Below are 14,864 nucleotides of genomic sequence, written 5' to 3' on the forward strand. Positions count from 1 at the left end.
CAGTAATATAGTAGAATTCCATTTTAGCTTTTATCGACACATTAAGGAAGTTTATGTTTTATGAATTGCATGGAATCTTAAATATTACACTATTAAAATACATTACTTTTCGCTCTGGTTTAGCCTTTTTTATTGCCTTTTTGTTGAGTGTGTATTGTATGCCGCTTTTTATCGCATGGGCTAAGGCAAAAAAGGCTAGTCAGCCCATTTCATCATCTATAAAGGCACATGCAAATAAGAAAGACACGCCGACTATGGGTGGCTTGGTATTTGTATTTTCTGCGGTTATATCAAGTCTATTTTGTGCAAATCTTAGTAATTCTTATGTGCAAATCGGGCTTATTTGTCTCATTACTTTCATGCTTATTGGTGCAAGAGATGATTATATGAAGATTTCAGCAAAGAGTAATGCAGGTATGAGTTCAAGAGCAAAATTTTTGCTTTTAGCTTGTGTGGCTCTCATTTTAAGTGTATGGCTGTATATGTCTGGCTTAAGCACGGATTTTTACATTCCCTTACTTAAAAAGCCCTTAATTACTTTAGAATCTTATTTTATGATTGCTTTTTGGGTGATTGTATTTCTAGCGACTACAAATGCGGTGAATGTAACCGATGGACTCGATGGATTAGCGACTATTCCTAGCATTTGTGCGCTTGCGTCGTTGAGTGTATTTGTGTATGTCGGCGGCAATGTCGAGATGGCAAAATATCTGCTTTGGCCCCATATCATAGATTCTGGTGAAGTCGTGGTATTAAGTCTTGCAATGATAGGTGCACTCTTTGGCTTTTTGTGGTATAACTGCCATCCCGCACAAGTCTTTATGGGCGATAGTGGGAGTTTAGCTTTGGGTGGCTTTATCGCATATTGTGCCATTGTGTCAAAGAATGAGATTCTATTAATCCTTATGGGGTCTATCTTTGTGATTGAGACTATTTCTGTGATTTTGCAAATTGGCAGCTATAAATTGCGACAAAAAAGAATCTTTTTAATGGCACCAATCCATCATCATTTTGAAGCAAAAGGCTGGGCGGAAAATAAAATCATCGTGCGATTTTGGATTATTGCTATTTTGTCAAACTTGATCGCACTCATTACCTTAAAGATTAGATAGGCTGGAAACTTTTTGCTTTATCAGATTCCAAACAATATGGAGTTATGGCTACTTAAGAATAATGAAAACCATGCGCATTAAATCATGGAGTCCCCCCTAGCATACAATCTTTGGTATTTTTGCCAAAAAATATTTTTTTTGTAAATTACAAGATTATATCTCATCTAACTTGCGGTAATAAACAATACTAACAACCAATAATATTCCAAGTGGTACAAGCATACTGAATTCTGGTATAAAAACAGCATTAGCGTTTAATTTACCAAGTGAGAAAAACACACCCCATACCATCAAAGATAGCACGCTAAGGCTCACTCCAAGCATAGCAAGATTCCCATATCGTGCAAGTGGCGGGGCATAATATGCAATGATAACACAAAGCATACTGATAAAAAATGGCGTAACAGCAAGGGTATAAAGCACACCTCTTGTGCGTGCCGTATCTGCTCCTTCTTGCATGAGAATTTGTAATGAATAAAATGCGTCAGTAATGGATATGGCAGGTTTGTTTTTGTAAAATGTATCAAGCACTTTTGGTTTAAAGCCCTTTAGTGTAGTTGTGGAATCATGCCCTGTGGTTATCATGCCCTTATCGCCTAAGTCATAGCTAGTGGGCAATATTGAAACCTGCGGGTTTAAAAGCTTCCATTCATCATTATGAAAATAGCCTTCTTTTGCACGAGTTATACTTACAAGCTTCCTAGAATCTTTGTATTCTGTGTGATAGATTTGTATATTTTCAGCCTTTTGTAAGAGCGGATATACTTTCTCAAAAAACACATAATCAGTGTTATAGCGGATAAATAAATCTTTAGAAACATCAGCATTATTGCTACTACTCACGATATTATCTGCCCTTTCTTGCGCATATACAAAATCAGTCGCATTTAAGCCGATATAACCACACACAACAAGATTAATAATAAGAAAAGGGGGATAAAAAATCTTCCTGCGTGAGTATCCAAGTGATAGCAAGGCTACATACTGATTGCTTTTAATAAGGCTAATGTAGAATACAATAAGTCCAAGCAAAAGGGCTAAGGGCAAAACATAATTAAATGCATACATCGCATCAAATGCAAGAAACCATATCGCATTATTAGCAGATTGGGCTAGGGCATCAAAATATTGCAGACTATCCACACAGATAAAGAAAAACTCTAGTCCACATAAAATCACAAGCGTGGGCTTTAGATACCTTAGGGCAACAAACCAAAAAAACATATATTTCCTTGCTATTTTATTGAGATTCTATATAGATTATTTGTAAGCAAATATTGTAGCTTGTAATTTATAGTTTTTGGTATTTTGTTGTATGTTAAATTCTTTAGGGTCTGTTTTGAGGGTTGTGTTTAAATGAGATTAAATCTATTTTTGCACACCAAGCCTTGTATTTACCTATGTGGATTAGGATTCTAAAATCACCCTTATGATCATTCATTATAAAATATGTTTCCTTTCCAAATAAAAACATTCACTAGGACAAACACATAAAACAAATCATCACAAACTTCGTAATCTAGCGATTTCATCTCTTAGTTGTATTGCCGCTTCAAAGTCAAGTCGTTTGCTTGCTTCAAGCATTTTTATTTTTAAGTCTTTGATAAGATTTTCTTTTTCTTTTGCTGGGATTTTGTTTTTCTTACTCATTTTATCATAGACTTTTGTGCTATCTTCTAGTCTTAATTCCTCTTCTACATTGCGGCTTACTGAAGTTGGAATGATTCCATGTTTTTTATTAAATTCTTCTTGTTTTTTGCGTCTATAAGTCGTTGTATCCATAGCTTTACGCATGGATTTTGTGATTTTTTCTGCGTATAGAATCACCTTGCCATTTACATTTCTAGCAGCCCGCCCCATTGTTTGTATAAGGCTTGTTTCACTGCGCAAAAAGCCCTCTTTATCTGCGTCCATAATCGCTACAAGGCTAACCTCTGGTAAGTCAAGCCCTTCCCGCAATAAATTTATCCCTACTAATACATCAAATACGCCTAAACGCAGATTGCGGATTAAGTGATTTCTCTCTATCGCATCGATTTCACTATGTAAATATTCAATTTTTATGCCCTCTTTTGCGTAGTATTTTGCGAGTTCTTCGCTCATTTTTTTGGTTAAAGTTGTGATTAATACCCTCTCTTTTCGCTCAACACAAACTTTTATTTCTTCTAATAAATCTTTGACTTGGATTCTAGAATCTCTTACTTCAAACTCTGGGTCAAGCAGTCCTGTCGGGCGGATAAGCTGCTCACATACATTATCTTTGCTTAGTGATAGCTCTAGCTCTGCTGGTGTGGCAGATACAAATAAAAAGTTAGCCTTTTTGTTAATAAACTCATCAAATTGCAATGGGCGATTATCAAGCGCACTAGGCAGTCTAAAGCCATATTCTACCAATACTTCCTTACGGCTTCTATCCCCCGCATACATACCGCCAAATTGTGGCAGGCTTACATGGCTTTCATCAACTATTAATAGATAGGGTTTTTTTTTGTATTCAAAATAATCAAGTAGTGAAAAAGGTGTTTCACCCGGTTTCTTCCCTGTTAAATGTCTCGCATAGTTTTCAATACCTTTGCAAATGCCATTTTCTTTTATCATCTCAAGGTCAAATTCTGTGCGTGATTTTAGCCTTTCATACTCAAGCATTCGATTTTCACTTTCATAGAATTTCAATCGCTCTTGCAATTCCTGCTCTATCTCTACAATGGCATTTTTTAATCGATTTTCTCCAACAATAAATTGATTTGCCGCATAAAGCACATAAGAATCTAGCTCTTTTACCAAAGTGTTATCAAGTGATTCTAATACCGCAATTCTCTCAATCTCATCGCCAAAAAACTCAATGCGTATAAACTCCACTTCATTATAAGCCGGGAAGATATCCACCACCTCACCTTTAACGCGAAAAGAGCCACGCTCAAAGCTTGTTTCATTACGCGTATAGCCCATTTCTACAAGCTTTGTTAAAAGCCTTTTTTGCTGATAGGTTTTAGAGACTTCTAGCTTTTCTATCATGGTAAGGTATTCACTAGGATTTCCTAAACCATAGTTTGCTGATACACTGGCTATAACTATCACATCATCATAGGCAAGAAGTGAAGTCGTAGCCGATAAACGCAGCCTCTCTAACTCATCATTAATAGAACTATCTTTTTCTATAAATAGATCTCTACGCGGAATGTAGGCTTCTGGCTGATAGTAGTCAAAATGGCTGATAAAATATTCGACATGATTATGTGGAAAAAAGCTTTTAAACTCGCTATAAAGCTGAGCGCATAAGGTCTTATTATGACTCATGATAAGTGTTGGCATGTTGAGATTTTGTATAATATTTGCCATGCTAAAGGTCTTACCGCTGCCTGTAACGCCTATTAAAGTATTATATTTTTCATTATTATTAATCTGTTTGCATAGGAAATTTATAGCTTGTGGCTGGTCGCCTGCTGGTTTGTAGTTTGAGGTTAAATTAAATAGATTTGTTTTCATCATTACACCTTTTTTAGCTACAATTATACAGAAACTTTATTGCCTTAAGGAGAAGTCATGCAAAATCATCACAATAATTACAGCGAAAATACGCAGAATACAGAATCTAGCACAGCATCTAACACCACGCAGCAAAAAGAAGGCGTAGGCTTACTACCATTAGTCCATGAAGTAAAGCAGCTACTTGAAACAAAGCATAATAAAAAAATCGAAGATTTAGAATTTAAACTACTAGAAAAAGAAGAGAAAATCTCACAAATGGGCTTAGAGATTAGCACCTTGAAAGCTCAAGGCGAAGAAAAAGATATAGAGATTTATAGAATGCGAGAAGAGATTAATGAAAGCAAAAGGCTTTTAGAGCAATTTGTAACAACACTAAGCAGAACGCAAGAATAATAGCGGAATATCAAATATCTGTGAATCAATATAGCACAAATATAGAATCTACACAGAATGTAGCTAAAAATCCTGTTGTTAAACAAATAGAAAAGAGTTTAGATTCCAGCTATTTGAATAAGTTGTGAATTGTAGGATACGATTATTTACTAGGTTGAAATCTTATGCAAAAAGATAGGCAATAGGTTAAAATATTTTCAAGCAGGTTTTTAAGGCGATATCACCAAATTTAGGTAATAGCCAAGCTAACAATATAGAATCCAAAACACATTAAGAAAACTATATGGAATTAAACCCATGTCAAAAGATTTAGATTTATCAAGTTATGATTTTACATTACCAAATGATTTGATTGCAACAGAGCCTATCAAACCAAAAGAAAATGCTAAGCTCTTAATCTATCATAATGGTAAAATAACACATACAACATTTTATGAGTTATTTAACTATATCCCAAAAGATTATCTCATCGTGTTAAATGATACAAGGGTGATAAATGCAAGACTTTTTGCAAATAAACTCTCTTTGGAATCTCTTCATAAAACACAGATTCTAAATGACTCAATACTCCCAACAAAAAGAGAAATATTCTATCATAAACACCTTTCTAATAATCTTCATCTAGTCCAAATAAAAGGTAAGGCAAAATTACATGATATATTTACATTGCAATATAACAATACAAATGTATTTATACAAGTAGTAGATATAAAAGATGATGGATATAAAATAGTCTCTTTTTTTACCTTAAAAGACATCTCAGCATTAAAGCAAAACTTACTACAAAATCATGCAGAAAAACTATCACAAGAAAAAGTTTTATCCCTGTTGCAAACATGTGGCAATATCCCCTTACCACCTTATATGAAACGAGAAAGCACAGAAAAAGATTCTAAAGATTATCAAAGCATTTTTGCTAGAAATGAAGGTTCAGTAGCAGCACCCACTGCAAGTTTGCATTTTTCAGAATCTATGTTTAAATATTTAAAAGAAAACTATAATCATGCGTTTGTAACCCTGCATGTTGGGGCAGGCACTTTTAAACCTATAACTTGTGAAAATATATTAAATCATAAAATACACACAGAATCTTGCATAATCGCAAAAAAAGAAGCACAAAAGATTCTAGAATCTAAAAAGATTCTATGTGTTGGCACGACTGCTATGCGTAGTGTAGAATGGCTTATAAGAGAGAATGTAGCACAGATAGAAAGTGATATTATGGGTGAGAATGCGATATTTCTAAACCCATTTAATCCACCTAAAAAAGTAAAAGCTTTGCTTACAAATTTTCATTTACCAAAATCAAGTTTATTAATGCTTGTAAGTAGCATTATCGGTAGAAAAGAAACACTTAGAATCTATGAAGAAGCAATAGCAAATAAATACAGATTCTATTCCTATGGCGATGGTATGCTTATTATTTAATTGTGTATAATATTTGCTTATTAGAATTTTAAGATATTTACAAAGGTTAGAATATGGCTTTTATGCGGGGCAAAGAGCTTACAAAATGGCGTATTTTCATACTCAAGAAATATATAAAGTTTAAGATATTTTTACATAATATAGATTATATTCTTGTATTTTTTATTGCCCTTTTATTGTTTAGCTTTGCTTCCTTGCTACTTTTTAAACAAAAAGGCGTTCAATATGATTATGCAGAAGAGATTCCAAAGCTTGAGATGTTTGACTTTACCCTGCATCGCTTTAATGCAGAGCATGTCGATATGATTGTAAAAGCAAGTAGGGGTATGCAATATAAAGATAAGGAAGTATATATTGACTTTTTTGGCAGTCGCTTTAATGAGGATTTAAGCACAGAGACACTAGAGGGACAGGAAGTCTGGCATAAAGGTGATGAATACGACTTTGTAAATGGAATCAATTATACAAAAAGTCCAGATAGAAAGTTTTTTTCAGAAAAAGGTGTATATAATACGCTAACAGAAGTATTCATAGGAAAAGGGAAATTTTTCATAGAAGATACAGATATGACAACAAATGGGGAAAACATATTCTATGATAAAGAAACAGATATTATCAAAGCAAAAAACATTAAAACAACACTTATAAGATAAAGGATAGAAATGAAAAGATACTATATGATTCTATGTATTTTTGCGTTAAATCTTATGTATGCAGCAAAACCCGATGTGATTGACATTGTGGCACAGAACTTTCAAAGCGTTGGGAATGTAACGACTATTACAGGTAATGTAGATATTAAAAAAGGGAGTGATAGACTCTTTGCTGATAAAGTCATAGTCTATACGGATAAGGCAAGAAAGCCTTTAAAATATGAAGCCATAGGTAATGTAAGATTTAGCATTATCACAACAGATAAAAGAGAGCTAAAAGGTAAATCAAATAGACTTGTATATCAAGTAAAGCAAAATGAATACAGGCTGTATGATAATGCCTTTGTAGAAGAGATAGGTAAGCCAAATGTATTAAAAGGCGATGAGATAGTGCTATCTGGTAGTGGGGATTATGCCAATATTGTAGGCAAAAAGAAAGCCCCAGCAAGAGTTACCTTTACGCTTGATAAAGATGATGAATAAAATTAGTAAGTGGGAGATATTATGCTAAAGACTTTTCGCTCTAAAGTGCTTTTTACTCTTTTTATTTTTATTGTATGTGGTTTTGGTGGGCTTTATTTAACCATTGCAAATGGTTTTAATAAAATGGCAGCAAAAGAGGGGAAAGAAATCGCACAGATGATTGGAGATTCTGTATTTCAAACTATACGCATGGGTATGAATATCGGTGTGCGAGAAGTTATGGATGCAGGTATTGAAGAAGCAAGTAAGATTGAAGGGATAGAATCTATCTCAATATATCGGGCAAAAAGCATTGATGAAATATGGGGAGAAAGAGATTCTAAAAGCATTCCCGCTGATATAGAAAAGATATTTAGCACAAAGGAGCAATATCTTGATAGTGGCACACATAAGGGTAGCTTTACTCTTAAAAAGCCCCTTATTGCCAATGAAAGCTGCCTTGAGTGCCATGCAAATGTAAAACAAGGCGATGTGCTTGGCGTCTTAGATCTTAATATATCTTTAGGTAGTATGTATGACCAAATCGATGAAACACAGACCTACTTGCTTCTTACAATGGTTGGTGCTGGGATTTTTGCCCTTGTTGGATTATATGTCTTTTTTGAGAGAGAGTTGGTAAAACCGCTGAATAATCTAAGAGATATGGCAAAGGATCTAACAGAAGGTGGAAGCGGTGATTTGACAAAGCGAATCGCCATTAAAAGTCAAGATGAAGTGGGCATTACCTCAACCTATGTAAATCGCTTTATAGAAACGATACAAAATACTATATCACTCAGCAAAGGTGTGAGTGAAGAGAATACTACAACATGCCTTATGCTTTCAGAAATCGCTGAAACTTTGTCAAAAAATGCGGATAAGCAATTTGTGCTTGTAGATAAAGTCAATATCCTTACACATGAAGTAGGCAAACAGCTAGATATTGTGGAGCAAACCACAAGCCATACAATCCATGATATTGATGATACAGAAGCGACTTTAGTGGAATTCACTACAAAACTTCAAGATTCTATAAATCTCATTACAGAACTAGCGAGAAATCAAGAAAGCGTTGTAGCCCATGTCGATGACTTAACCACACATGCGAACCACATTAGAGAAGTTATATCTATCATTAATGATATTTCCGATCAAACAAATGTATTAGCATTGAATGCAGCAATAGAGGCAGCAAGGGCTGGAGAGCATGGCAGAAGCTTTGCTGTCGTAGCAGATGAGGTAAAGCAACTAGCAGAACGCACGAGAAAATCACTCGGTGAGATTAGCAGTAATGTAAATCTTGTAACACAAAGTATAAACGACATGCAGCATACAATCATTGCAGTAGCAGATTCTATGCGAACTATCACAGATACCACAGAGCCTTTAATCATACATGCAAACGATACAAAAGATAAGCTAAAAATCACAAAAGACAATTCATTGAAACTAAAAGAGATAAATAATGCCATCGTGCAAAGCACAAGCGATTTAAACACCATGATGAATGATATGATGTCGCATAGTGAAAGCACGCAAGCAGTAGGGCATAATATCCACGATGTCGTAAATGAAATGACACAAAAAGCACAATTGCTAGAAGATTCTATCTCAAAGTTTAAGACTTAAAAGTTAAGAGAATAACACATGATATTGCAAATACTCTATATTATAGCAATCGTTTCAGAATCTATCACAGGGGCATTAGCAGCTGGTAGGTATAAAATGGATCTCTTTGGCGTTTTGCTTATATCCTTAGTAACGGCTATTGGCGGTGGGACGATACGCGATATTTTACTCAATATGCACCCTATGACTTGGGTAAAACACCCTGAATATGTCATCATGCTATGCTTTTTTAGCATGCTTACAACTCGTATCCCATACTTTTTTGCTAACCTTAGTCGCCTTTTCTTATTGCTTGATGCAGTAGGCTTAATCGCCTTTAGCATTATCGGCGTAGATAAGGCAGCAGAGCATGGCTTTGGCTTTGTGATTTGTGTCATCGCTGGGGTTGTAACGGGCATTTCTGGTGGAATCTTACGCGATATTTTGTGTAATAAAATACCGCTCGTCTTTCAAAAAGAACTCTATGCAAGTGTATCTATTGTTGCATGTATTCTGTATTACTGCCTTTATTTTTATACGCCTATTCCTAATGATATTGCCGTTATTATTACGCTAATTTTTGGTTTTTCATTTCGTGTGATTGCTTTGCATTATGAGCTTAGCTTGCCAGTCTTTTCATTTGATGAGACAAAATTGCCACATGATAAGCAAAAAGACACAAGACAATCTTATAAAAAAGATTCTCTAGATTCTAAAGATTTTACAGAATCTAAGAATACAAAAGATTCTAAAAAAGAGTAGATAGAATTTCATTTAACTAGGCAAAGAAGCTAAAGTCTAGATTCTATAAAACTATTTTAAAATAACACTAAAATACAGAATCTATAATGAATCAATTATATTTATTCTACTTTTACGATAAATGTCCTAAAAAACTTGATTTTTGTTTTTTTTGTAGAATCACCAGAGATTCTATGTAAGAATCATATTTCAAATTGAAAGGCAGCAGATGAAATCTCTTGGACTGATTAAAAAGGCTTTAGTTGGTAGTATAGCTACATTATGTATAGCAAGTATTGCGTATGGTGAAGAGCTAAAAGTATGTGAGACCAAACAGGATAAAATGAGTGGGTGTATAGAGATGATTGAGGGTGAAGAATCCTATACAAACACTCCCTATAAAAACGGAAAGATACATGGCGTTGTTGAAGATTCCATGCTATATTGTGAGGGTGCATGGATGGGAGAGTCAAAGGTGCCTTATGTCAATGGTAAAAAAGAGGGTGAAGCACAGCTTTTTGTAAATACAAAACTAGTTGCTACGATAAAATACACTAATGACAAGTTTGTTTCAGGTAAATGCACAAACGGCAAGGCTTTATCGAAGAGTGGTCCATCTGATGCTATAAGCAGTCCCAATGCATGTTCTGGTGGTTATGTGTGCCCAGTAGAGTAAGTTCCATACGCTAATCACTCATTCTAACCCCCTCATTCGCTATAATTTAGATTCTAGATATCACACAGATTCTAAATATGGGAGTTAATGCATACTCTTTCATACAATAACGCAAAACCCCAAGTTTTTCTAGCATTAAACACAGCATTAACATGAAAATCTTTTTTAAAGATATACATACAATAAAATAAGTTTCCATACTCAAAGCACATTCTCACTTCACTTTAACAAATCTTAATATAACTATGTCATAATCAGTGATTTATTGTATTTTAGCTTTAATTTTAATTACACATAAGGATACACAATGCAAAATATACGAAATATCGCTGTGATAGCACACGTGGATCACGGCAAAACTACACTAGTAGATGGGCTTTTAAGTCAGTCTGGGACATTTGGCGAGAGAGAGCAAGTCGATGAACGCGTAATGGATTCTAACGATTTAGAGCGAGAAAGGGGCATTACAATTCTTTCAAAAAATACAGCCATAAACTACAAAGGCACAAAGATAAATATCATTGACACGCCCGGACACGCCGATTTTGGCGGGGAAGTAGAGCGTGTGCTAAAAATGGTGGATGGCGTTTTGTTGCTTGTAGATGCACAAGAAGGCGTTATGCCTCAAACGAAATTTGTCGTCAAAAAAGCCCTTAGCTTTGGAATCCGCCCCATTGTAGTGGTGAATAAGATTGATAAACCTGCCGCAGAGCCTGATCGCGTGGTAGATGAAGTGTTTGATTTATTTGTATCAATGGACGCCACAGATTCTCAGCTTGACTTTCCCGTGATTTATGCGGCTGCGCGTGATGGCTATGCGATCAAAGATTTAAATGATGAAAAGAAGAATCTAGAGCCATTGTTTGAAGCGATTTTAGAGTATGTGCCGCTGCCTAGCGGAAGTGCGGATAATCCACTGCAAATGCAGGTTTTCACACTTGATTATGATAACTATGTAGGCAAAATTGGCATTGCGCGGGTGTTTAATGGACGCGTGAAAAAGGGTGAAAATGTAATGCTTGCAAAAAGCGATGGCGAGAAAGAGACAGGGCGTATAAGCAAACTCATCGGCTTTATGGGACTAGCAAGGACAGAGATAGAATCTGCTGAAGCAGGGGATATTGTAGCCATTGCTGGATTTAACGCGGTTGATGTGGGAGATTCTATTGTATGTCCTAATAATCCTATGCCACTTGATCCTATGCACTTAGAAGAACCGACAATGAGCGTGTATTTTGCGGTAAATGATAGTCCTTTGGCGGGATTAGAGGGCAAACACGTAACAGCAAATAAAATCAAAGATAGACTATTAAAAGAAATGCAAACAAACATTGCTATGCGATGTGAAGAGATGGGGGAAGGGAAATTTAAGGTAAGCGGTAGAGGTGAGCTGCAAATTACCATTTTAGCGGAGAATCTAAGGCGTGAAGGCTTTGAGTTTAGTATCTCACGCCCCGAAGTGATTGTCAAAGAAGAAAATGGCGTGAAAACTGAGCCTTTTGAGCATTTAGTCATTGATACACCGCAGGATTTTAGCGGGGCGATTATTGAGAAGCTTGGCAAGAGAAAGGCAGAAATGAAAGCTATGAATCCTATGAGTGATGGCTACACAAGGCTAGAGTTTGAGATTCCAGCAAGGGGGCTTATAGGCTATCGTAGCGAGTTTTTGACAGATACAAAGGGTGAAGGTGTAATGAATCATAGCTTTTTAGAGTTTAGGGCATTTAGCGGTGGGGTAGAATCGCGTAAAAATGGTGCGTTAATCTCTATGGAAAATGGCGAGGCGACAGGATTCTCACTCTTTAATATACAGGAGCGGGGTGTGCTATTTGTAGCCCCGCAAACCAAAGTGTATATCGGTATGGTAATAGGTGAGCATAGCCGCGATAATGATTTAGATGTGAATCCCATTAAGGCAAAGCATTTGACAAATATGCGTGCAAGTGGGAGTGATGATGCCATTAAGCTTGTGCCACCGCGAGAACTGACTTTGGAGCGAGCATTAGAGTGGATAGAAGATGATGAGATTTTAGAGGTAACACCGCAAAATATTAGAATCCGTAAGAAGATTCTAGAGCCAAATATGCGTAAGCGGGCAAAGGCGAAGTAGGGCTTATGTCTAGTCTTGCTTTTGTATTGAGTTAATTTCAATAAAGGAGTGAGTGATGAATAAGTTTTTAGAATCCATACATTTTTTTTAATGCCGTAAAATAGGCAGTTTCACACACATAAATTAAGGCATTTTGCCACACATGTGTCCCACATTGCCACATTTTACCACATAAATTAACATGTTTTAACATGGAAAAGAGGTAAAAATGGTGTTTTCTCGGCAACACATACACAATATTGCTAAAAAGAATTTTATCATTGATTTTGAGTTGTTATCAATTCTCGGCATTACAAAAACTGAAGCAATCATCTTAGACCATATATCTTATTTCAATAAGGCGTATGGTGCTATATCATTAAATATCAGTCAGTTTGTAGAAATTTTACAAATAAGCAGACAACATTTTTATCGTTGTATAAAAAAGCTTGTCGATAAAAATCTAATATTTAAAGATAGCAAAGGCATAGAAGTAACAGAGCTTTATAAAGAAACAAAATTTACATGTTTTAAAAAAGCACACAACAATAAATCAAAACAAGCAGATAAATATGACAAAAATGCTAAAACAGATGACTTCAATAAGCATGAAAAAATGCTTGATAATCTGTCGCAAAATGTTACAAAAGTGTCTCATAATGTTACACTTCCTATACCATATAATACAAATAATAACTTTATGTGTGTATCAAACACACATAAAGGAAATATAAGAGATTGCATTCGCAATCATCAACAAATGCAACAAACAGAAAGGTTTGTTGATTTGTTGAATTGGTGTAGGACTAAGCAAGTAGAAAAAGGCATGAATGAAAATGTTTTGCAGGAAATAGAAATCAATCAACTACAAAACTTACTGCAAAATAAACAAGACACACAAATACAAACTGAAATACAAACAATACAACAATCACTCAAAGAAAAAATGAGTGCAAGTGAATTAGAAGCGTTAAGAAGCTTTAGTATTTCACTTGCAAGAACAGGTATGTTTCTAATTCCACAGAATCAAAAGACTTTTGTTTGCCATGTAGAAAAGCTAGTAGCACAAAAGAAAGATTTACAAAGCATGATAGCGTATAGCAAAGAGAATAATTGCTTGTGGATTTGCGATGATAATGATGATAGTGTAGGTATGCAATGCTTAGAAAGATTATGGAATTGTGTAGAAACAACTTTGCAAGAAAAAGAACAAGAAGTTATAGAACATGTATCAACAAAACACAGAAATTTGTTATTGCAATTTATGAATTACAGAAAAGAAAAAGGCAGGGCAATGAATGAGTTTAGTTTAAAGCGTTTATGCTTTGTATTTAATGAGTTAGAGCAAAAAGGAATAAGTGTCATAAATTGCGTAAATCAAAGCATTGAGCGTGGTTATAATTGGGTATTTAAGCCTACACATAGAAATAGATTTTTTAACAGAAAAGCTAAGAAAGTAGCTTAGAGAAAGGATAGAAAATGTTTGGTTTTAATCGTAATCGTGTGAAATATGAATATTGTGAGTTAATAAACTCTGATTTAGACAAACTTTATCAAAAGGAACATAACGGGCTTAAAATCCGCCTTATGTGTGTTTTTATGCCAAAGCAGTTTTAAAGGCGAGTTAGTAGAGTTTGGAACAATAGAAGCAAATAAAATTAGCTTTATATCAAACCACAAAAGCTTTAAAAAGCATAATGACATACAAGCCTTGCTAAAACATGTAAAAGAACAAGAGCCTATGACATGCTATTTTGAAAAGTGCATAAATGCTAAAAATTGCATATTGTTAGACAACAAGAAAGGGGAATAACATGCTACAACAACACATCAAAACACTAGAGAGAGCAAAGGGCGGAGTCTTGCGAGTTATTGACAGCTTACAAGAGCCTATAACAGAATTTTACGAAGTTACACTACTTCAACAAGAACAGGGGGTATTATATACGCTTGTTAGTGTAGGAAGCGTGGAAACAGCAACCAAGAATCTAACCGAAGCCGAGCAAACCGCTTTAATCTTAATGCGTGAAACAGGGCTAAAACATGCGATTATTAAGAACGCCAACGAGAAGCACCGAGTCGGACTCGACCATAAACAAGGGCTTGTTAAGTGGTAAGCCCACGCTAAAAAATCGGCGTAAATGAATTGTTTGTTATAGTTGCCTTGCTACGCAAGGCAGAGATTAAAAAGTGTTTTTTAATTATTATTAAAG

The 14,864-nt window shown here is 35.2% G+C and carries 13 protein-coding genes and 1 pseudogene; 12 read left to right on the forward strand and 2 right to left on the reverse strand.

Annotated elements, in window-relative coordinates:
- The first annotated feature begins 53 nt into the window (after positions 1 to 53).
- Positions 54 to 1,112 carry a phospho-N-acetylmuramoyl-pentapeptide-transferase gene (gene mraY, locus C6H17_RS02040; protein ID WP_005219240.1) on the forward strand — a complete coding sequence of 353 codons (1,059 nt, stop codon included), beginning with the start codon at positions 54 to 56 and terminating at the stop codon, positions 1,110 to 1,112.
- 153 nt (positions 1,113 to 1,265) lie between these two features.
- Here mraY and C6H17_RS02045 read toward each other — a convergent pair whose 3' ends face one another.
- Both C6H17_RS02045 and uvrB read right to left on the reverse strand, forming a co-directional pair.
- Complete coding sequence (locus tag C6H17_RS02045; protein ID WP_005219238.1) at positions 1,266 to 2,336, reverse strand: LptF/LptG family permease; 1,071 nt, start codon at positions 2,334 to 2,336, stop codon at positions 1,266 to 1,268.
- 279 nt (positions 2,337 to 2,615) lie between these two features.
- On the reverse strand, positions 2,616 to 4,598 hold the full coding sequence (uvrB, locus tag C6H17_RS02050; protein WP_005219236.1) for an excinuclease ABC subunit UvrB: 1,983 nt from the start codon (positions 4,596 to 4,598) through the stop codon (positions 2,616 to 2,618).
- Between the two features lie 57 nt (positions 4,599 to 4,655).
- On the opposite strand from uvrB, the gene C6H17_RS02055 reads away from it, so the two are divergent.
- The 11 genes and pseudogenes from C6H17_RS02055 to C6H17_RS02110 all read left to right on the forward strand — a co-directional run bounded on the left by C6H17_RS02055 (position 4,656) and on the right by C6H17_RS02110 (position 14,768).
- Positions 4,656 to 4,994: a hypothetical protein gene (locus C6H17_RS02055; protein ID WP_004083875.1), complete on the forward strand. Its 339-nt coding sequence runs from the start codon at positions 4,656 to 4,658 to the stop codon at positions 4,992 to 4,994.
- Between the two features lie 297 nt (positions 4,995 to 5,291).
- Entirely contained in the window at positions 5,292 to 6,422 is a 1,131-nt protein-coding gene (gene queA / locus C6H17_RS02060) for a tRNA preQ1(34) S-adenosylmethionine ribosyltransferase-isomerase QueA (protein ID WP_005219234.1), read from the forward strand.
- A gap of 53 nt (positions 6,423 to 6,475) precedes the next feature.
- Positions 6,476 to 7,075 (forward strand): hypothetical protein, encoded by a 600-nt coding sequence (locus C6H17_RS02065; protein ID WP_020995533.1) that lies wholly within the window; start codon positions 6,476 to 6,478, stop codon positions 7,073 to 7,075.
- A gap of 9 nt (positions 7,076 to 7,084) precedes the next feature.
- Positions 7,085 to 7,558: a lipopolysaccharide transport periplasmic protein LptA gene (gene lptA / locus C6H17_RS02070; protein WP_005219230.1), complete on the forward strand. Its 474-nt coding sequence runs from the start codon at positions 7,085 to 7,087 to the stop codon at positions 7,556 to 7,558.
- Positions 7,559 to 7,579: 21 nt separating this feature from the next.
- Positions 7,580 to 9,166: a methyl-accepting chemotaxis protein gene (locus C6H17_RS02075; protein WP_020995532.1), complete on the forward strand. Its 1,587-nt coding sequence runs from the start codon at positions 7,580 to 7,582 to the stop codon at positions 9,164 to 9,166.
- 18 nt (positions 9,167 to 9,184) lie between these two features.
- Positions 9,185 to 9,799 (forward strand): annotated as a pseudogene (locus C6H17_RS02080) (trimeric intracellular cation channel family protein); the annotation flags it as partial.
- 316 nt (positions 9,800 to 10,115) lie between these two features.
- Entirely contained in the window at positions 10,116 to 10,562 is a 447-nt protein-coding gene (locus tag C6H17_RS02085; protein ID WP_005219223.1) for a hypothetical protein, read from the forward strand.
- A gap of 307 nt (positions 10,563 to 10,869) precedes the next feature.
- A complete protein-coding gene (typA, locus tag C6H17_RS02090) occupies positions 10,870 to 12,672 on the forward strand; it encodes a translational GTPase TypA (RefSeq protein WP_005219221.1) in 1,803 nt (600 codons plus the stop codon).
- A 208-nt stretch (positions 12,673 to 12,880) separates the two neighbouring features.
- Positions 12,881 to 14,116, forward strand: coding sequence for a hypothetical protein (locus tag C6H17_RS12410; RefSeq protein WP_005219219.1), 1,236 nt, complete (start codon positions 12,881 to 12,883; stop codon positions 14,114 to 14,116).
- 14 nt (positions 14,117 to 14,130) lie between these two features.
- A complete protein-coding gene (locus tag C6H17_RS12070) occupies positions 14,131 to 14,268 on the forward strand; it encodes a hypothetical protein (protein WP_020995531.1) in 138 nt (45 codons plus the stop codon).
- A 197-nt stretch (positions 14,269 to 14,465) separates the two neighbouring features.
- Entirely contained in the window at positions 14,466 to 14,768 is a 303-nt protein-coding gene (locus C6H17_RS02110) for a hypothetical protein (protein WP_020995565.1), read from the forward strand.
- The last annotated feature ends 96 nt before the right edge of the window (positions 14,769 to 14,864 follow it).

This window comes from Helicobacter rappini (genome assembly GCF_900198625.1).
GTDB classification, from domain to species: Bacteria; Campylobacterota; Campylobacteria; order Campylobacterales; family Helicobacteraceae; genus Helicobacter_A; species Helicobacter_A rappini.